Annotated in this window: 16 protein-coding genes; 5 read left to right on the top strand and 11 right to left on the bottom strand. The window is 55.3% G+C overall.

Annotated features, from left to right (window positions below):
• Positions 1 to 26 precede the first annotated feature (26 nt).
• From iolE to iolD, 4 genes are all read right to left on the bottom strand, one after another.
• Positions 27 to 923, bottom strand: coding sequence for a myo-inosose-2 dehydratase (gene iolE, locus AC1RKG_RS22015; protein ID WP_046372448.1), 897 nt, complete (start codon positions 921 to 923; stop codon positions 27 to 29).
• Between the two features lie 60 nt (positions 924 to 983).
• Positions 984 to 1,868: a sugar phosphate isomerase/epimerase family protein gene (locus AC1RKG_RS22010; RefSeq protein WP_044554812.1), complete on the bottom strand. Its 885-nt coding sequence runs from the start codon at positions 1,866 to 1,868 to the stop codon at positions 984 to 986.
• Positions 1,869 to 1,907: 39 nt separating this feature from the next.
• A complete protein-coding gene (iolG, locus tag AC1RKG_RS22005; RefSeq protein ID WP_493183719.1) occupies positions 1,908 to 2,921 on the bottom strand; it encodes a bifunctional inositol 2-dehydrogenase/D-chiro-inositol 1-dehydrogenase in 1,014 nt (337 codons plus the stop codon).
• Positions 2,922 to 2,985: 64 nt separating this feature from the next.
• Positions 2,986 to 4,926, bottom strand: a complete 1,941-nt coding sequence (gene iolD / locus AC1RKG_RS22000) for a 3D-(3,5/4)-trihydroxycyclohexane-1,2-dione acylhydrolase (decyclizing) (RefSeq protein WP_122080409.1) — start codon at positions 4,924 to 4,926, stop codon at positions 2,986 to 2,988.
• A gap of 534 nt (positions 4,927 to 5,460) precedes the next feature.
• Here iolD and AC1RKG_RS21995 point away from each other — a divergent pair.
• Positions 5,461 to 7,389, top strand: a complete 1,929-nt coding sequence (locus AC1RKG_RS21995) for a bifunctional 5-dehydro-2-deoxygluconokinase/5-dehydro-2-deoxyphosphogluconate aldolase (protein WP_020837399.1) — start codon at positions 5,461 to 5,463, stop codon at positions 7,387 to 7,389.
• Positions 7,390 to 7,585: 196 nt separating this feature from the next.
• Positions 7,586 to 8,422: a MurR/RpiR family transcriptional regulator gene (locus AC1RKG_RS21990; RefSeq protein ID WP_020837400.1), complete on the top strand. Its 837-nt coding sequence runs from the start codon at positions 7,586 to 7,588 to the stop codon at positions 8,420 to 8,422.
• Between the two features lie 45 nt (positions 8,423 to 8,467).
• Here the strand turns inward: AC1RKG_RS21990 and iolB are convergent, their stop codons facing one another.
• Both iolB and AC1RKG_RS21980 read right to left on the bottom strand, forming a co-directional pair.
• The gene (gene iolB, locus AC1RKG_RS21985) at positions 8,468 to 9,289 is read right to left on the bottom strand and encodes a 5-deoxy-glucuronate isomerase (RefSeq protein WP_187962032.1); all 822 of its coding nucleotides are present in this window, start codon (positions 9,287 to 9,289) and stop codon (positions 8,468 to 8,470) included.
• A gap of 177 nt (positions 9,290 to 9,466) precedes the next feature.
• The gene (locus tag AC1RKG_RS21980; RefSeq protein WP_409325368.1) at positions 9,467 to 10,972 is read right to left on the bottom strand and encodes a CoA-acylating methylmalonate-semialdehyde dehydrogenase; all 1,506 of its coding nucleotides are present in this window, start codon (positions 10,970 to 10,972) and stop codon (positions 9,467 to 9,469) included.
• Between the two features lie 553 nt (positions 10,973 to 11,525).
• On the opposite strand from AC1RKG_RS21980, the gene AC1RKG_RS21975 reads away from it, so the two are divergent.
• Together AC1RKG_RS21975 and AC1RKG_RS21970 are read left to right on the top strand one after the other, a co-directional pair.
• The gene (locus tag AC1RKG_RS21975) at positions 11,526 to 12,953 is read left to right on the top strand and encodes a sugar porter family MFS transporter (protein WP_261159400.1); all 1,428 of its coding nucleotides are present in this window, start codon (positions 11,526 to 11,528) and stop codon (positions 12,951 to 12,953) included.
• A 46-nt stretch (positions 12,954 to 12,999) separates the two neighbouring features.
• Complete coding sequence (locus tag AC1RKG_RS21970; protein WP_020837406.1) at positions 13,000 to 13,836, top strand: TIM barrel protein; 837 nt, start codon at positions 13,000 to 13,002, stop codon at positions 13,834 to 13,836.
• A 68-nt stretch (positions 13,837 to 13,904) separates the two neighbouring features.
• Here the strand turns inward: AC1RKG_RS21970 and fetB are convergent, their stop codons facing one another.
• The 5 genes from fetB to AC1RKG_RS21945 all read right to left on the bottom strand — a co-directional run bounded on the left by fetB (position 13,905) and on the right by AC1RKG_RS21945 (position 17,406).
• Positions 13,905 to 14,678: an iron efflux ABC transporter permease subunit FetB gene (gene fetB / locus AC1RKG_RS21965; protein ID WP_020837408.1), complete on the bottom strand. Its 774-nt coding sequence runs from the start codon at positions 14,676 to 14,678 to the stop codon at positions 13,905 to 13,907.
• Positions 14,665 to 15,342 (bottom strand): iron efflux ABC transporter ATP-binding subunit FetA, encoded by a 678-nt coding sequence (gene fetA, locus AC1RKG_RS21960; protein ID WP_020837409.1) that lies wholly within the window; start codon positions 15,340 to 15,342, stop codon positions 14,665 to 14,667. The genes fetB and fetA overlap by 14 nt, the downstream gene beginning before the upstream one ends.
• A 184-nt stretch (positions 15,343 to 15,526) precedes the next feature.
• The gene (locus AC1RKG_RS21955) at positions 15,527 to 15,808 is read right to left on the bottom strand and encodes a FaeA/PapI family transcriptional regulator (RefSeq protein ID WP_041415077.1); all 282 of its coding nucleotides are present in this window, start codon (positions 15,806 to 15,808) and stop codon (positions 15,527 to 15,529) included.
• A 15-nt stretch (positions 15,809 to 15,823) separates the two neighbouring features.
• Entirely contained in the window at positions 15,824 to 16,990 is a 1,167-nt protein-coding gene (locus AC1RKG_RS21950; protein ID WP_493183718.1) for an FKBP-type peptidyl-prolyl cis-trans isomerase N-terminal domain-containing protein, read from the bottom strand.
• A 2-nt stretch (positions 16,991 to 16,992) separates the two neighbouring features.
• Positions 16,993 to 17,406: a YuaE family lipoprotein gene (locus AC1RKG_RS21945; protein WP_020837412.1), complete on the bottom strand. Its 414-nt coding sequence runs from the start codon at positions 17,404 to 17,406 to the stop codon at positions 16,993 to 16,995.
• A gap of 763 nt (positions 17,407 to 18,169) precedes the next feature.
• Here AC1RKG_RS21945 and AC1RKG_RS21940 point away from each other — a divergent pair.
• Positions 18,170 to 18,700 carry a fimbrial protein gene (locus AC1RKG_RS21940; protein ID WP_020837413.1) on the top strand — a complete coding sequence of 177 codons (531 nt, stop codon included), beginning with the start codon at positions 18,170 to 18,172 and terminating at the stop codon, positions 18,698 to 18,700.
• Positions 18,701 to 18,711 lie beyond the last annotated feature (11 nt).

Raw genomic sequence — 18,711 nt, 5'->3', positions numbered from 1 at the left:
AGCACCCCTTGCCGATCGCCTGCGAATTAAATGCCGGCGGTCTCTTTAATATAACGGCGCGCCTTCACCGCATACTCAAACGGGTTGGCCAGCGCCGGATCCTGCTCCGCCTCCACCACCATCCACCCTTTGTAACCGCGCTCATCCAGCAGTTTAAACACCGGACGGAAGTCGATCACCCCATCACCCGGCACGGTAAAGGTGCCTTTCTTCACGCCGTCGAGGAAGCTGAGTTTGTTGGCCTTTACCTCGGCCACCACGTCGTCACGCACATCTTTCAGATGCACATGGTTAATACGCGGCAGGTATTTTTCCAGTATCGCCATCATCGCCTGCTGGCTGCCTTCTGAATAGTAAGCATGGCCAGTATCAAACAGCAGGTAGACGTCGTCGTTCACCATGCTCATGTAACGGTCGATCTCGGCGGTAGTTTGAATGCCGGTACCCATATGGTGGTGCAGACAGACCTGCATGCCCTTACCGGCAGCAATCTTGGCCAGCTCATTGTAGCCATCGGCCACTCGCTGCCACTCTTCATCGCTGAAATACGGCTTCTCTTCGAACACCCCTTTGGTGGTGCCCTGAATGCTTTTGCTCTGCTCGGAGCAGCCAATCACCTTGGCACCCATCGCATGCAGGAAATTCATATGGTTAATAAATTCATCAATGGTTTTTTCTTTCAGACCATCGGCGAAGAAGGTGCTGAACCAGGCGTTGCAGATTTGAATGCCGCGGATATCCAGCATCGGCTTGAGCACCGCCGGATCGCGCGGATACTTGCTGCCCACTTCGCTGCCGGTAAACCCGGCCAGCGCCATTTCGCTGACGCACTGCTGGAAAGTGTTCTCTTTGCCCAGGTCGGGCATGTCGTCGTTGGTCCAGCCAATCGGGGCGATGGCCAGTTTTACGTTGTCTTTATTCATTTTCAGCCTCAATCATAGGAGCAGCACGCCGGTGATTTCACACCCACGCAGCCGAGAAATTTATTTACCCAACAGCTCTTTTTCGATGCGCTCTCGGGTCGCTACCGCCTGAGTTTTCATTCGTTCCGGATAGCCAAACAGCGAGGTGCAGATAATGGATTCGCCGCCCACCTTAAAATTACGATTGGCAAACTCCATATCGCGCAACGTCTGGAACAGGGCATCGAAATCCACTTCCCCTTCGCCGATACCCATATGCTGGTGCACGGCGGCGTCTACACCCGGCGGGTTGACGATATAGCGGCAGTGCTTGGTATGGTTCATGGTGTCGGCGATCAACACGTGCGAGAGATCGTCACCGGCATATTTCAGCATGCCGGCCACGTCACCCTGGCCTTTGTCGTAGTAGAAGGTGTGCGGCACGCTGTAGAGATACTTCACGTGATCGCTGCGTAACGACTTGACGATATCGGCGGTTTCGTTGCTCAGCTCGCAGAAATCCCACGGGTGCGATTGGATTTCCATGCGGATGCCTTCGCGCTCGATAATCGGCAGCAGCTCCTCCATTGAGCGGTACCACAGCTCTTCACAGATCTCCGGCTCATTGGGGTTACCCGCCAGCTCGGTATTGATCACCTGTACGCCCATTTCCACTGCGATTTCAATCATCCGGCGCCAGTTTTTGACCGCCGCCTGGCGGCGATCTTCGCCCGGACCGGACCAGCGATACACCACGATAAACGAGGAAATCTCCACGCCGGTGGCCTTCAGCGCATTTTTGTATTCCGCCATCACTTCGCGCCCGGCTTTCGGATGCTTGTAGAACGGATTGATCTGCGGGTGTGGCGACTGCTCAATATACTGATAGCCCCAGTCCGCCACCTGCTCAACCATTTTAGTGATGCCAAGGTCCCTGATGACATCCACATCAAAAGCGATCTTCATGGTCATTCCTCTTTAAACGTAAGTGCGGCGCTCAACCCATCAGTTGCCGTAAAAAGCCGGGCGCGGCGGCAAGGTCACCGGCACAATTTCACCGCTGAGTTGCGCGGCCACGCAGGCGTCGGCAGTGACAGAAGCGGCATAACCATCCCAGGCGGAAGGCCCGGTCAGCTTGCCGGCCAAGACGTCATTGATAAAGCCTTGCAGCTCGACGTCATAAGCATCGATAAAGCGGTCTTTCCAGTCGGTCAGAATTTCGGTAGACAGTCGGGCGCCGCTGCGCATCTGCACCGACGACGGCTCTGGCAGCTTGACAATGCCGGTTTCACCCACCACCTCACACTGGATGTCATAGCCGTATTGGCAGTTAACGAAAATTTCGACGTCGATGCGCGTGCCTTTGGCGGTTTCGAACAGCACAATTTGCGGATCTTTCAGGTGCGGGAACGCCTTGGGGCTTTTACGCGGGAACACGACCTGCACCGAGACATAGTCGTCATCCAGCAGCCAGCGCAGCACGTCAATCTCGTGGATCAGGGTGTCGGTGATCGCCATATCCGTGGTGTAAGCTTCGCCGACGGTCGGGTTGCGGTGTGCGCAGTGCAGCATCAGCGGTTCGCCAATTTGCCCGCTGGTCAGCACCTGTTTTAACGCGCGGTAACCCTGATCGTAAGGGCGCATAAAGCCGACCTGCACCAGACGTTTACCGTGTTTCGCTTCGGCCTCGACGATGTTTTTGCAGCCCTGAGCGGTGACCGCCAGCGGCTTTTCACAGAATACCGGCTTACCGGCGGCAATCGCGGCCAACACGAACTCTTCGTGACTCGGGCCCCAGGAAGTGACCAGCACCGCCTGCACGTCCGCCGCATTGACCAGATCGTGGCCGTTGTCATACACCTTGGCGTCCAGCTTCAGGTCGCTCACCACCTTGGCGGCGCTGTCGCGATTGATGTCGTTGACCGCCACGATACGGCTGCCCTGCAACACTTTGCTGCAGCGGCGAATGTGATCCCGACCGATTGCGCCGGTGCCAATAACCCCAATGTTCAATGTCATTTTCGTTATCCTCTTCAAATAGTTGCGGCAGACGCAAGGTCTGGGTAATCAAACGGGATCCTGATCAGTAGTCGCGGGCCTTATCGATGTTTTCCTGCAGCTTGCGGGCCACGGCGACGATTTTTTCGCTGTCGGCAACCTGGGCACCGCCCACGCGCCACCAGCTGAGATATTTGTGCACCATGGTTTTTGGCAGCACCTTGATGTCCAGCAGGGTCGACACGGTTTGCCGACGGGCATCGGCCAGCGCTTCGATCAGCTGCTGCTCGGTGGTCACGCTGTAGGTCTTGCAACCGTAGGCCGCAGCCAGCATGGCAAAGTTGACCGGCACCAAATTGCCGTCGAGCTTGCCGCCCTGCGGGTTGCGGAAGCGGAACTCGGTGGTGTAGCTGTCCATGCCGTGTTCCATCTGCAGGTTGTTGATGCAGCCGTTGGTCATGTTGTCGAGCAGCACCACGTTGATTTTGCAGCCTTCCTGAATCGAGGTGACCAGTTCGGAATGCAGCATCATAAAGGCGCCGTCGCCGACCATCGCATACACCTCGCGGTTCGGCTCAGCCAGCTTGACCCCCAGCGCGGCATTGACCTCGTAGCCCATACAGGAGTAGCCGTATTCCACGTGATAACCCTGTTCGCCGTGGTTGTGCCACACCCGTTGCAAATCACCCGGCAGGCTGCCCGCGGCGGCGACGATCACGCTGTCCTGCGGCAGATGCTGGTTCAGTACCCCCAGCACCCGGCTTTGGGTTAACAAGGAGTCGGTCTTTTCGATAAATTCGGCAAACACGCGGTCACGATCGAGGTGATCGTCAATTTCAGGAACAAAACCTTCTCCGGTGTATTCCACCGCATAAACCCGGGCGGTTTCCTGCTGTTGCGCGCTGCGTGCGTCGGCAATGGCATTACCCCAGCCGGCTCGATAATCTGCCTGTGCCAGCCGTTCGCTCAGTGCGGACAGCGCTTCGCGGGCATCGGCCAACACCTGCACGCCGTCGAGCTTGCCGGCGTCAAAAGCGCTGACGTTGATATTGAGGAAATCGACGTCCGGATCCTGGAACAGCCATTTTGACGAAGTGGTGAAGTCGGTATAACGGGTGCCCACGCCAATCACCAGATCGGCCTGACGTGCCAGCGTATTCGCCGCCAGGCAGCCGGTTTCACCGATGCCCCCCAGGTTGAATTCATGGCTGCTAGGCACCGTGCCTTTGCCCGCCTGAGTTTCGGCAAACGGGATGTGGAAACGCTCGGCGAAGTCACGCAGTGCCTGGCCGGCCTGCGAGTATTTCACCCCGCCACCGCACACCAGCAGCGGGCGTCGTTTAGCGGTCAGCAGCGCCAACGCATCCTCCAGCATGCCTGCAGTCGCCGGGCGGCGATCGAGCCGATGCACACGCTTTTGGAAGAAATAGTCCGGGTAGTCATAGGCTTCGCCCTGCACGTCCTGCGGCAGGCACAGCGTCACCGCGCCGGTTTCCGCCGGATCGGTCAGCACGCGCATCGCATTGATGCAGGCGCTCATCAGTTGTTCAGGGCGCACTATGCGGTCCCAGTACTTGCTCACCGCACGGAAGGCGTCATTGGTGCTGATGCTGAGATCGTAAGACTGTTCAATCTGTTGCAGCACCGGGTCCGGCTGGCGTGAGGCGTAAACATCGCCCGGCAGCAGCAATAAAGGAATGCGGTTGGCGGTGGCGGTCGCGGCGGCGGTGATCATATTGGCGGCGCCGGGCCCGACGGAAGAGGTGCAGGCATAGATCTGCTGACGCAGCTTCTGCTTGGCGAAGCCGGTCGCTGCGTGGGCCATACCCTGCTCGTTACGCCCCTGATGCACCACCAGCTCACCGCTGTCCTGCTCCAGCGCCTGCCCCAGACCGAGGACGTTGCCGTGGCCGAAAATCGCAAAGATGCCTTTGACGAATTTGGTTTCCACGCCGTCGACCAACAGGTACTGGTTGTCGAGGAACCTGACGAGTGCCTGTGCCATGGTTAACCGGATCTTGCCCATTTACTCACCCTTTTAGATTAGTCTCGCCCGCGCCGGCACCAGCTGCATGCCGAACCAGATAAGCTGTGTGATACTCGCCGTCAGCAAGCGCTGTGTCCTGCTTAAGCCGACAACCTGAAACGTGTTGGGATTATAAACAAATATATTTTTCATAAAATCACATTACAGAAGAAACATTTCATTTTGCGATAAAGATCCCATAATGATGAAAACCCCGTTTCATCCATGCCTTTAGAATTCACTGACTTAGCCACCCTTTAATCCGTTGAGGCGTCCGCTCAACACCGCCTGAACTCACAGCCACCCTTGGCACCATCAGCCTGTGACACCAAGGATACCCTTGCCGCCCCTCGGCGTTTTCACCTCAGGGCGGGCGGGGTTTTCGATGCCCTTTACCGTTGTAGCAACGGGGTTTTAAATGCATCACATTTTTGGGGTGTAAATTTCATTCAATCTTGAAATTGAAATTTTTATTCCTCATACTCCAAAAATGCTTCGCAGTCGGGGTTTCGCTTAATACAGAAGGAAACGGGTATGGCTACACAAGAAAAACAGCTTGATGTCATTTGTCTCGGGCGTATCGCCGTCGATTTCTATGCACAGCAAATCGGCGCACGCCTGGAAGATGCCAGCACATTCTCAAAATATCTCGGCGGCTCTTCCGGCAATGTGGCTTACGGCACGGCCATTCAGGGTCTGAAGTCCGGCATGCTGGCCCGCGTCGGCGACGAACATATGGGCCGTTTCCTGCGCGAAGAACTGCAGCGCGTCGGGGCCGACACCCAAAGCCTGATTACCGACCCCCAGCGCCTGACCGGCCTGGTGATCCTCGGCATTAAAGATCAGGAAACCTTCCCGCTGATTTTCTACCGCGAAAACTGCGCCGATATGGCGTTGACGCCGGACGATATCGACGAGGCCTACATTGCATCGTCACGGGCATTGGCCATTACCGGCACCCACCTGTCGCATCCGAACACCCGCGCGGCAGTGTTAAAGGCGCTGGAATACGCCCGACGCCACGGTCTGCGCACCGCGTTGGATATCGATTATCGGCCGGTGCTGTGGGGCCTGACATCGCTGGGCGACGGTGAAACCCGTTTCGTCGAGTCAGAAAAAGTGACCCGCGAACTGCAAGAAGTGCTGCATCACTTTGATCTGATCGTCGGCACCGAAGAAGAGTTTCATATTGCCGGCGGCAGCACCGATACCCTGACCGCGTTGAAAAACGTGCGCAAGGCGACCCAGGCCACGCTGGTTTGCAAACGCGGCGCCCAGGGCTGTTCGGTATTTGAAGCGGAGATCCCGACAAGCTGGCAGCAGGTCAAACTGCACTCCGGCGTAAGGGTTGAGGTACTGAACGTACTGGGTGCGGGCGATGCCTTTATGTCCGGTCTGCTGCGCGGTTACCTGAACGATGAAGGTTGGGATCAGGCCTGCCGCTATGCCAATGCCTGCGGCGCACTGGTGGTTTCGCGTCACGGCTGTGCGCCGGCGATGCCGACCAAGCAGGAACTGGATGACTACCTGCAGCGCGAGCAGGAAGTGAAACGTCCGGATCGCGATGCGCGGCTTAACCATCTGCACCGGGTCACTACCCGCAAACAGCAGTGGCCGGAGCTGTGCGTGTTCGCTTTCGACCACCGCAAACAGCTGGCGGATATGGCGCGAGAAGCCAACGTCAGCGAGGAACGCATTCCCAAACTGAAAACCCTGCTGCTGACCGCGGCGCAACAGGCCGCCGAGGTTGCCGGGTTGCAGGGCAACAGCGGCATTCTGGCCGATACCACCTATGGGCAGGCGGCGCTGAACAGCATCACCGGCCAGGGCTGGTGGATTGGCCGACCGATCGAGCTGCCCAGTTCACGCCCGCTACGACTGGAGCACGGCAATATTGGCTCGCAGCTGATCGACTGGCCGCAGGAGCACGTGGTGAAGTGCCTGGTGTTTTACCATCCGCATGACGCCGCCGAGCTGCGTCGCGAGCAGGATGAACTGATTGGCGACGTGTATCGCGGTTGCTGCAAGTCCGGCCACGAACTGTTGCTGGAGGTGATCCTGCCGGAAAGCAACGCCGACAAGGCCGAAAGCTACTATCTGGAGATGTTGCAATATTTTTACACGCTGGGCATCAAGCCCGACTGGTGGAAATTGCCGCCGCTGAGCGCAGAAAATTGGCAGCGGGTGGGGGCTTTGATAGAGGCGAACGATCCATTCTGCCGTGGCGTATTGATACTGGGGCTGGACTCACCGGAAGAAACGCTGAAGGCTGGTTTCGCCGCGGCGGCAGACGCCCGTTGGGTAAAAGGTTTTGCCGTCGGCCGCACCATCTTCGGCCAGCCTTCACGCCGCTGGTTGCAGGGCGAACTGGATGACGCCGGCTTAATCGAGCAGGTGAAACAAAAATACCTGACGCTGATTGGCTTCTGGCGCCAATACCGCCCAACCTCTCACTCGTCTTAATCGACAAACCCTCCCCTTAAACGATTTTCGCCGCTTTAAGGGGATTTTTTTGCCGGTTTTCTGTGAAGTAACGCAACTTGCAATCGAATAAATCGCTTTTTGGTGAAATGAAACTTCCGCTCCATCTGTTAGAATGAGCTGTCAATAATTCAGGCGTCAGGCCAATACGCCTTAGCCCACACTGCGAGCCGAATGGATGAACAACCCAACTCAACTTTCGCTGTTACAGGACGAGATCCGCCACCGTTATGAAACGCTGAGCAAGCGTTTGAAACAGGTGGCGCGTTACATTTTGGATAACAGTAACAGCATTGCTTTCGATACCGTCGCCTCCATCGCCGCACAGGCCAGCGTCCCGCCGTCGACCCTGATCCGCTTTGCCAACGCGTTTGGCTTCAGCGGTTTCAACGAAATGAAACAGGTTTTTCGCCAGCACCTGATGGAAGAAACGGTCAACTACACCGAACGCGCTCGCCTGTTTCGCCAGACCTCTACCGACGATAACGTTGCGCCGGAAAAGCCGGCGGAAATTCTTAACGTTTTCACCATGGTCAATGCTCAGGCCCTGCAACAGCTGGCGATGCAAACCAGCCCCGAGCAGTTGGATCGCGCGGTTGAGTTGTTGAACAACGCCGAAAATATCTACGTGATTGGTCTGCGTCGCTCATTCAGCGTCGCCTCGTACCTCACCTATGCCTTGCGTCACCTGGAGCGCCGAGCCTTTCTGATCGACGGTTTGGGCGGCATGTTTACCGAGCAACTCAGCATGGTGAAACCCAATGACGTTGTGATCGCCATCAGCTATTCGCCGTATGCGCAGGAAGCGTTGGAGCTGGTGGAGTTGGGCGCCAAGCGTGGCGCACAGCAGATTGCCATTACCGACAGCCAGGTCAGCCCGCTGGCCGCCTTCAGCGACGTGTGCTTTGTGGTGCGCGAAGCGCAGGTGGACGGTTTCCGCTCCCAGGTCGCCTCTATGTGTCTGGCGCAAACCCTGGCGGTATCGCTGGCGCTGAATAACGCCAAAGAAGAGTAATACTTGCAGGATCAACAAGGCCCGGCTAGCCGGGCCTGATGCGAATTATTTCGCCGCTGGGTATCCGTCGCTATTAATCCAGGCGTGGTCTTTTTCCCAGGTGAATTTCCACAGGCGCACCGGCCCGGCCATCACGTTGAGATAGTAGTTGTCGTAACCGGCCAGCGTTGCCACCGGGTGGTAGCCGCGCGGCACCTTGACCACGTCGCGGTTATAGACCGCCATGCACTCGTCCAGCGACCTGTCGTCGGTATAGACCCGTTGCATGCAAAAGCCCTGTTCAGGCTGGATCCGGTGATAGTAAGTCTCTTCCAGATAGGTTTCATCCGGCGAATCTTCCCGATCGTGTTTGTGGCTAGGGTAAGAGCTGGTATTGCCCTCATCCGTGTACACTTCCACCACCAACAGGCTGTCGGCCGGCGCGCTGTCCGGCAAGATATTGTGTACCAGACGCTGATTGCGCCCTTTACCGCGCCGCTCTACGCCCACGTCTGCCGGAGTGATCAGCCGCGATGGCAGGTGCCCGTGGCCCGGCGCGCTGCAAACCGCCAACTCCAACGCACTTTCCGCGCGCACTTCAATTCGATCGTGATGCGGCACATACACCGCATAAGGCGGGGTGCGCTCAAACGGGCTCATCCGTTTACCGATGCTCGGGTATTCCGCTCGCAGGGTAGCGACAGAAGCGATACCGGCGACCAGCACCAGGCACAGTTCTTTGTCGCCGCTTTCCAACTGCAGCGACTGACCGGCTTCGAGACGATAGACGTCAAACCCGACAAAGCGCCAGTCGGCATTCTCCGGGGTGACGTGCTGGATGCGCCCCTCGGCATTTGGCTGCTGACATTTGGCGAGCAATGAAGACATGGTAATTCTCCCAATTAAGTATGAATAGACCCCAAATAATTGGCGTTGCATCATCGTAGGGGCGCTGCATGCCGCGCCTGCATAATCGGGGCGAATTTATTCGCCCCCTACCGGGTGACTGGGCCAAATACACGCAGCCAACACAGATGCGGCTTGAAAGACGACGGGTATAGTGCCTTAACCCAGCGTCGGCATACTGTATTCAGACACCGTTTGCTGCCCGGTTGGCCAGCGGGCGGTGGCGGTTTTCATCCGGGTGTAGAAACGCACGCCGTCGGTACCGTGAACGTTTAATGCACCGAATACCGAGCGCTTCCAGCCACCAAAGCTGTGGAACGCCATCGGGACAGGCACCGGGACGTTGACTCCCACCATGCCGGCCTGCACTTCCTGCACGAACTGGCGCGCATAGTGACCGTTACTGGTAAAGATAGCGCTGCCGTTACCAAATTCATGCCCATTCACCGTATCGATGGCGGTCTGGTAGTCCGGCACGCGGACAATGCCCAACACCGGCCCGAAGATCTCTTCACGATAGATACGCATTTCCGGCGTAACGTGGTCAAACAGGGTACCGCCAACGTAGTAGCCGTCCGGGTAACCCGCCACCTGATAGTTGCGGCCATCGGCCACCAGGGTAGCGCCCTCTTGCACGCCCAGATCGATATAACCCAGGACTTTCTTCTGGTGCGCCGAGGATACCAGCGGCCCCATCTCGTTTTCTTCGCCACCCTGTTTAAGCCCTGGACCAACGCGCAGCTGAGCGATCAGCGGCTTCAGTCTGGCAATCAGTTTATCGGCCGTGTCGTCGCCGACGACCACCGCCACCGGCAACGCCATGCAACGCTCGCCAGCCGAGCCGAATGCGCCGCCCATCAGGGCATTGACCGTCGCGTCCAGATCGGCGTCAGGCATGATGATGGCCTGGTTTTTCGCCGCGCCGAAGGCTTGCACCCGCTTGCCGTGGGCACTGGCGGTAGTATAGATATGTTCCGCCACCGCAGAGGAGCCGACAAAGCTCACCGCCTGAATGTGGGGATCGGTGCACAGCTGCGCGGCTTCTTCGTTTGCGCAATGCACCACGTTGAATACGCCGTCCGGCAGCCCGGCTTCTTTCAGCAGTTCGGCCATGCGAACCGAGGCCGAAGGCACCAGCGCCGGGGGCTTGAGCACAAAGGTATTGCCGCAGGCCAGCGCGATAGGGAACATCCACATCGGCACCATCGCCGGGAAGTTGAAGGGGGTGATACCCGCGACCACGCCCAATGGCTGCATCAGCGAGAAGCTGTCAACGCCGCTGCCGACGTCCGCAGAATATTCGCCCTTGATCAGATGTGGAATGCCGCAGGCAAATTCCACCACTTCGATGCCGCGGGTCAGTTCGCCCAGCGCATCGGAATACACCTTGCCATGCTCGCTGACAATCAGCGCCGCCAGCTCGTCGCGATGCTGTTCCAGCAGCGCCTTAAAATTGAACATGATGCGCGCACGGCGCAGCGGTGTGGTGCGCGACCAGTCGGCAAATGCCTGGTGAGCCACGTCAATGGCCTGCTTCACCTCGGCGGCAGTGCTCTGCGTCACGCGGCGTTCAACCTGCCCGGAAGCCGGATTATGCACGTCGACGGTTTGATTGCTGCTGCTCAGGCACACCTGCCCGCCAATAAAGTTACCCACGGTTTTCATGTCTCACCCTCTTTTAAGTCCGCTGTCGCCTGACCGTCTGCGGCCGTAGCGTTTTCATCACACCGCTTGCCGGAGACTGCCCGCAAGCAGGCTAAATCCTGACCGGATGAAGCAAACTCTATTTCATTGAAAAAAAAGTTTCAAATAAATTATTTTAGAAAATTTGTTTTTAGTGCGGAAGGTCGCAGTTTTGCCACGTCACCGTGCAAGGCCATTACATGAAGGAAAAAAAGCGGTCCCTGTGTTCACGTGCCAACGGCAGGGAATTAGCCCTGACTTTTATACAGAAACAGGCAGCCCACGGGGAAAGACGACCCGGCCAGACGCTAAAGGATCGCGCGGTAACGCTTGAGGGGCATTTGCGGTTTTTTTTGAACTGGATCTAAAAATCAATATTTCATTATTCACTAATTATGAAATAAATGTTCTTGTTTACCGAAGCGTTAATTCGACTATCACCGCCTTAATGACAGGCAGGGTCCAACCCCTTCCGCCTCCTCTTCCCTACAACCAACAGCGCGGGTGGAAGCCAGGAAAAAAATCGGAGCAACACATGTCATCTCAGCGTAAGCATAATACCGGGTACATACTGCGAATATGCGGCATTGCGGCACTTGGCGGCATTTTGTTCGGCTACGACACCGCCGTAATCTCCGGCGCGATCGAATCCCTGAAAACCTATTTTAATCTCAGCCCCGCCGAAACCGGCTGGGCCGTTTCCAACGTGGTGATCGGCTGCGTGGTCGGTGCCTTTGCCGCCGGGCCACTGGCCGGGCGATACGGTCGTAAGAAGGCCCTGATGCTGGCGGCAGTGCTGTTCACCATTTCGGCGGTGGGTTCTTCACTGGCGCCCACTTTCACCTGGTTTGTGATTTACCGCATTATCGGCGGTTTGGCGGTGGGTATCGCCGCGACCGTTTCGCCGATGTACATGTCGGAAGTCTCACCCAAAGACATGCGTGGCCGTGCGCTCAGCATGCAGCAATTCGCCATCGTGTTCGGCCAAATCGTGATCTTCTACGTTAACTTCAAAATCGCCAGCATCGCCAGTGAAGCCTGGCTGGTGGAGATGGGCTGGCGCTGGATGTTCGCCTCCGGCGTGCTGCCCTGCATCCTGTTTTGCATTTTGGTATTTATCATTCCAGAGTCGCCACGCTGGAGCGTGATGGTCGGCCGGGACGATCAGGCGCTGGCGATGCTGACCAAAGTGTCCAACGCCGAACATGCGAAAAAAGTGCTGCAGGAAATCAAAGACTCGATAAAACAGGATCAACAAGCCAGCCAGAAAAAACTCAGCTATGCCGATAAACGGGTACGCTTCATTCTGTTCGTTGGCTGCATGATCGCCATGCTGCAGCAGGTCACCGGGGTTAACGTAATGATGTATTACGCGCCGGTGGTGCTGAAAACCGTCACCGTAAACGCGCAGGAAGCGCTGTTCCAAACCATCTGGATCGGCGTGATGCAGCTGGTCGGTTCCGTCATCGGTGCCATGTTGATGGATCGCATGGGCCGCATCCCGCTGATGCGTTGGGGTACGCTGGGCGTCATCGCCGGCCTGCTGATCACCTCCTATGCGCTCTATACCGAGGCCACCGGCTACTTCGCGCTGTTTGGCATGCTGTTCTTTATGGTGTTCTATGCGCTCTCGTGGGGCGTGGGCGCCTGGGTCCTGGTGTCAGAAATCTTCCCCAATCGCATGCGCGCTCAGGGCATGAGCATCGCCGTCGGCTGCATGTGGCTGGCCAACTTTGTCGTGTCTCAGACCTTCCCGATGATCAACGATAACCCTTATCTGTTCTCCAGCTTCCACGGTGCGTTCCCGATGTGGGTGTTCGCCGTCTGCTGCCTGTTCAGTTACTGGTTTATCGGCCGCTATATTCCTGAAACGCGAGGGGTATCGCTGGAAAAAATGGAGGACGTGGTCATGGCAAAACGCTATCGCCAACCTCAACCCGAAATACAACGCACGCCGCTGTAGCTCGGCAAATATCAGGCTTTATCAACTCATTCAGGAGTAATGCATCATGACCATTGCGCCAGACCGTTTTTGCATCAACCGCAAGATCGCGCCAAACCTCGATTTGGAACAGTTTTTCAGCCTGGTGAAAAAGTGCGGGCTCAACAAAGTAGAGCTGCGCAACGATATGCCGAGCGGCAAGGTGACCGATAACCTGAGCAACGATCAATTAAATGCGTTGGCAGAAAAATACGGTATCGAAATCGTCACCATTAACGCGCTCGGCATGTTTAACCTGCTGGACGATCAAGCCGCGTTGCTGAAAAACGCCGAGGCGCTGTTGTCACAAGCTCAGGCAATCCGCAGCAAGGCGCTGGTGCTGTGCCCGCATTGCAGCGCGGGCGATAACCGCAGCGAAGAGCAGAAAAAAACCGACACGCTGGCGGCCCTTAAGCTGCTGGCTCCGCTGTTCAGGCAATACGGTGTACAGGGCTATGTGGAGCCGTTGGGGTTCGGTATCAGTTCACTGCGCTCATCGCTGCTGACGCAGTCCCTGATCCGGGATTCTGGCGCGCCGTACAAAATCGTGCTGGATACCTTCCACCACTATTTAAGCGACGTAACGCAGCCTGAATTTGATGCGCAAATTCAGATCGACGGCATTGGGCTGGTGCACCTTTCCGGGGTGGAAGATCTGCGTGCTAAAAGCGCATTAAGCGACGAAGAACGCATCATGCTGAGCGATAAAGATCGGCTGGAGAGCAAAAAGCAGGTGCAGGATCTGGAGCGCCTGGGCTACACCGGCATTTACGCCTTCGAGCCGTTTTCGTCGCAACTGGACAGTTGGACGGCAGCGGATATAGAACGTGAAATCCGTCAGAGCATCGCTCTGCTGCAAGGGTAGCGGCCGCAAAGGGGCGAGCATGCTCGCCCCTGATTTAACCGGGCGCCCCTACCCTTATTTTCTCCAGATTATTTCAACGTGCTGACCACCAGCTGATGGCGCTCGTTGTAGAACTTCCGGTAGGCCAGGTAGCAGGCGATGATGGTCGACAGACTGGCGGTCGACAACAGCATGAAAGTCACCATAATCTGGTACTTAATCGCCTTGACCGGATCGATACCGGCGAAGATCAGACCCGACATCATGCCCGGCAGGCTGACCAACCCCACGGTTTTGGCAGAGTCCACCGTAGGGATCAACGAAGCACGGATACTGTCGCGGATCAGCGCCGCCGAAGCGAACTTCGGCGAGGCGCCCAGGCTCAGCATCTCCTGAATCTTCTGCTGATCGCTTTTGAAACGCTGCCCCAGGTTGTTGTAACACAGGCCAACTGCCACCATCGCATTGCCGGCCACCATGCCGGAAATCGGGATCACCTGCATTGGGGTAAACTCAATCGAACCGGTCAGTACCAGCACCGCCAACGTTAATACCGCGCCGGTGGTTATGGCAATAAACGACGTCATAAATGCGTGATCGATATATTTACTGCGCTTTTGCGCGTTGTAGGCAGCGTTAAAGCAGATAAACAGCACCATCAGCACCGTCAGAATGGCGTTATTTACATCAAAAATGTATTTCAGCACGTAGCCGACAATGATCAGTTGCACCACCGCCCGGCAAATACTCCAGATAATGTCTTTTTCCAGCGCCAGCTTTTCTTTATGGCTGATTAAAATAGCAATAATCACCAATACCATCGACAAAGCCAAAGATTCATTGCTGATGTTATGCTGGTTCATTGGTCGTCTCCTGCGCCCGAGCGCCATGCGCACTCAAAGTAATCACATCATCCGCATGTTTGATTTCATCTTTATCATGCGTAACCCACAACACCGCGACGCCATGCTGCGCGACCAGTTGATGAATAATTTCATTAACGTTGCGTTTATTATCTTCATCCAGCGCACTGGTGATCTCATCCAATAACAGAACCTTGGGCATAAACTGCAGGTTACGGATCAACGAAATTCGCTGCTTCTCGCCGCCCGATAATTCGTTAACGCTTTTATCCAGCATATTTTCCGCTAGCCCAAAGCGCACCAGGTCGGCCTGCATCTTTTTCCTGTCCGGTTTTTGTTTGCGAATCTGGTAGGGCAACGCGATATTGTCATACACGCTGTCGCCAAACAGCGAAGGGGTTTGAAAACAGTACGACACCTGTTGACGGTACTCTTCCGGCGGTATATCGGTAATGGCCTTACCGGCAAAAATAATTTTTCCACGGGTCGGGTCGATCAAGGAAGATACGATTTTTAGCAGGGTGCTTTTTCCGCAGCCAGACGGGCCGGTAATCAGTTTAAATTCGCCCTGATTCAGACCGAAAGACACGGAATCTAAAATAACCTGCTCGTCTATTTGATAATGAATATCATCCAATAACAGTATTTCTTTGCTTTCCTTCATTATAAGCACGCATCCATCATGAAAATATTTGCACCCAGGCCCTCAGTATACGGCCTCAAAAATTGCACTGCCAATGGCTGGTCATTAGTCGTAACAAAGGAGTCGGGCTGAGGCGCTTTTCGCTCCGTCAGCCCTGTGTTGATCCGCTGTGAAGGGTAGTCAAAATGACGAAACAGGAAAGGAATTACATTTTTTTGGGTGATGCACAAATATACCAGCGTAACGAATTATTGATGCTGCGATGAGTACAACGAACTTTACCCTCTTTTTCCAATGCCAATAACAGCGTGCGCGTGGTGTAAATATTTTCGCCGCATTTGTCCGCCAGCTCCCTGGTTTTAGGCCAGTGTTCCGGTGCCGGAGGGTGATGTTCCCCTGCCCCCGACGCGCGCTCCATACAGAGTTTTCGTAACACGTTTAGCATATGTGACTTCCTGATTTCATATGTTATCGGCGCCTTGGCCATCGCGTACTCCTTGGGTTACTTTTGCCTGCTCCTGTCCTGCGGCAGCACGTCGGCCACGCGCAAGGTGTAAATCATCGTGGCGCCCGGGGGGATTGCGGGCGGGCTTCCTTTGTCGCCGTATGCCAGAACTGGCGGCACCACCAGCGTCATGGACCCATGCTTGTTCAATTTGCCGATGGCGGCGCGAAACAGCGGTGGATATTGCGACAAAGGCAAAGAGATAGTGGTGCCGGCCAAGTCCATATCCTTGATCACTTGCCCATCGGGCAGGCTCTCGCGTACCACGATATCGACGTTATCATTAGCGTTTATCTGCCCGCTGCCGGCATAGTCCACACGGTAATAAAAACCGAGCGCATCTTTTTGCACGCCAGGCTGCTTGGCGAAATCGGCGAGGTAGGTTTTACCCTCCCCCCGTATCGCCTGCTGTCGCTGCTGTTGGGCCTGCTGCAAGGCAGCGTCTGCGGCCTTTAGCGCGCGGTCGATGGCGGCATCATCCAACCGTTGCTGCCCCGCCAGCGTATCGGCAATGCCCGCCAGCAAGCGCGGGCGATCGGCTTCAATTCCCAAGCGGCGGTTCTCTTCCTGTAAATGCAGAATGTCACGCCCCAGCGAAACCCCGGCGGCGTAGGCCTGCTTATCGGCATCGCTGGCCAGCTCCGGCGGTTGTCGCTGCGCGGCTAGCTGACGGTTGAGCTGCAGCAACTGCTGCTCTTGCTGCGTGACGATCCGCTGCTGCCGTGCCAGAGCCGCCGCCATGGCGATCAAGTCTGGCGGCGTGGCGATAGCCTTACGGATCCCTTTTAACGCGGCCACCAGCGGCCGGATATCAATCGGGTCTGGTTTGGGTGTTGCCTTGAGGGCTGGCGCCGCCGGTTGAGCCTGAGCCGCCAGTTGCTGTTCCAATTGGCGGATGGTTTCGGCTTGCCGTTGCAGGGCCTGATTCAGCGCAGTCAGACGGGCGTTGTCTCCGCGCGTAACAGCGGCGGGTTTGGGCTTGGCAGTCACCGGCTGAGGCGCTGCAGGTGCACTTTCCACCACCGGCACCGCCTGCTGTTGCTCGGCAAATTTCAGCAATGCGGGAATGCCGTCATCCTTGCCAGGTGCAGTCTCTGCCGCCGATGCAGCGCCCCATACCAACAACAGCAGCAAAGCAGCGGCTCCTTCCGCATACCTTCTCATGATTACAGGCTCTCCACCCGGCTCGACAGATCGGACATCAGCTCATGCTCAACGTCGGCGCAGAATTTCTCGGTTTTATATTTATAAAGCGCATCTATGGCTTTACGGGTGCTTTCATCGACATTACTGCGAATGCCGGCATATCCCGAGGCGTTGGACAACAGCCCGTTAAAATAAGCAATCCGTTTCTGATAGCTTTGCGGATTAATATTCTTAAGTGAGTTGACCCGTTGCTGACAAAGCGCGATCCGTTGCTCATCAGTGTTTTCCTTAGGATTACTCTGTGAAACTTTTTTCATGGCAACCGTGCCGGTGCCATTTTTTCCTACGCAACCGGACAGCAGTAAACAGGACATTATCATCAGCGCCGTAGCGACGGCGGAACGGCGAGTTGAATCATTAATTATGGTAATCATTCCGTTTATCATCCCTTAATTATCACTTAGGTCATTATTATGTCGTGAAGCCCTGCTTTATCTGACTGCTTCTGATTAATCCTAACGAGTTAAATAACAAAAACGCACAATAACAGTCGGGTATTGGTAATAATCCGATACACATCTGTATTGTTATTTTTTTGTTAAAACTCAAAAAGAAATTATCGTAGCCACAATGAATGAAAGTCACATCCCAGGCCAGTATTACTGGCGCATTCACTCATAAAAACAAAGAGTTAACTTTTTACCCGCGATTAACGCGCAGAATTCATCATCTGCTGTCTGAGGGCGATATTATCAAAACAATATTGCTAATTGTAGTGCGAACACTAATTCTGGCGATCTAATATCTCGCATATTGCTATTTATATAGTCATTTATTCTGGATAATATTTGTATACGATCTATTGATTTTCAATTATATATATTTCTTTTTCCTTTTGGTTTTATATTCTGTATTTGACTTAACTTAATAAAAGCTATTTCCAACCGCACCTATTATTTGCAAGAATAATCCCAGCAAGACGCTATGGTGATATACCTATTTTTCTTTTATGGATTTCGCTTGTACGACTTCCAAAATATTTCGTTATTCACTCATGAATAACGGAGGGTGGCGTATTGCCCAGAGCAAAAGGATCTGGCTCCAACTACGGCGTCGGCGACATGACGTTGCCGCTGTTGTGGGGGATTTAGATGTGCTGTTCTTTTTATTTAAATACTCTCTACAGGAACTTGAGAAATGAAACTGAATAAATTAATGCTGGCAACCGTGATTGCTTTCGCTTCTGCATCTGTTGCTCACGCCGCATCTAACCAGGGCAGCGGTAAAGTCACTTTTACCGGTGAAATTATTGATGCGCCATGCAGCGTAGCACCGGAATCTGTTGATCAAACTGTCCCTATGGGCCAAATCAGCAGCCGTCTGCTGGCTAAAGAAGGCAAATCCAGCTCTGAGCCATTCAGCATCGAACTGAAAGATTGCTCTATTGCGACCATGAAGAACGTCCAGGTGACCTTCACCGGTACGCCGGATCCAGATAACAGCAAACTGCTGGCACTGAGTGGCACCGCAACCGGCGCTGGCATCAGAATCTATGACAACCTGCATTCCAAAGACGTTGAACTGGGCACCGCAACCGATGGTCAGGGTCTGACCGAAGGTAATAACTCCCTGAAATTCGCCGCTTATCTGCAAGGCAGCAGCGCTTCTGGCGCCGTGGTCCCAGGCGAATTCACCAGCGTTGCAAACTTCACACTGGCTTACCTGTAATCCCCCCTTGG

Source organism: Serratia sp. GW822-FHT06D09 (assembly GCF_058799515.1).
The sequence above is the reverse complement of the archived record's forward strand: the minus strand, read 5'-3'. Positions and strand labels throughout refer to the sequence as shown.

Bases quoted from the DNA above. Each gene is read 5' to 3' on its own strand.
- iolE (WP_046372448.1), bottom strand. From the start codon at position 923: ATGAATAAAGACAACGTAAAACTGGCCATCGCCCCGATTGGCTGGACC.
- AC1RKG_RS22010 (WP_044554812.1), bottom strand. From the start codon at position 1,868: ATGAAGATCGCTTTTGATGTGGATGTCATCAGGGACCTTGGCATCACT.
- iolG (WP_493183719.1), bottom strand. From the start codon at position 2,921: ATGACATTGAACATTGGGGTTATTGGCACCGGCGCAATCGGTCGGGAT.
- iolD (WP_122080409.1), bottom strand. From the start codon at position 4,926: ATGGGCAAGATCCGGTTAACCATGGCACAGGCACTCGTCAGGTTCCTC.
- AC1RKG_RS21995 (WP_020837399.1), top strand. From the start codon at position 5,461: ATGGCTACACAAGAAAAACAGCTTGATGTCATTTGTCTCGGGCGTATC.
- AC1RKG_RS21990 (WP_020837400.1), top strand. From the start codon at position 7,586: ATGAACAACCCAACTCAACTTTCGCTGTTACAGGACGAGATCCGCCAC.
- iolB (WP_187962032.1), bottom strand. From the start codon at position 9,289: ATGTCTTCATTGCTCGCCAAATGTCAGCAGCCAAATGCCGAGGGGCGC.
- AC1RKG_RS21980 (WP_409325368.1), bottom strand. From the start codon at position 10,972: ATGAAAACCGTGGGTAACTTTATTGGCGGGCAGGTGTGCCTGAGCAGC.
- AC1RKG_RS21975 (WP_261159400.1), top strand. From the start codon at position 11,526: ATGTCATCTCAGCGTAAGCATAATACCGGGTACATACTGCGAATATGC.
- AC1RKG_RS21970 (WP_020837406.1), top strand. From the start codon at position 13,000: ATGACCATTGCGCCAGACCGTTTTTGCATCAACCGCAAGATCGCGCCA.
- fetB (WP_020837408.1), bottom strand. From the start codon at position 14,678: ATGAACCAGCATAACATCAGCAATGAATCTTTGGCTTTGTCGATGGTA.
- fetA (WP_020837409.1), bottom strand. From the start codon at position 15,342: ATGAAGGAAAGCAAAGAAATACTGTTATTGGATGATATTCATTATCAA.
- AC1RKG_RS21955 (WP_041415077.1), bottom strand. From the start codon at position 15,808: ATGGCCAAGGCGCCGATAACATATGAAATCAGGAAGTCACATATGCTA.
- AC1RKG_RS21950 (WP_493183718.1), bottom strand. From the start codon at position 16,990: ATGAGAAGGTATGCGGAAGGAGCCGCTGCTTTGCTGCTGTTGTTGGTA.
- AC1RKG_RS21945 (WP_020837412.1), bottom strand. From the start codon at position 17,406: ATGATTACCATAATTAATGATTCAACTCGCCGTTCCGCCGTCGCTACG.
- AC1RKG_RS21940 (WP_020837413.1), top strand. From the start codon at position 18,170: ATGAAACTGAATAAATTAATGCTGGCAACCGTGATTGCTTTCGCTTCT.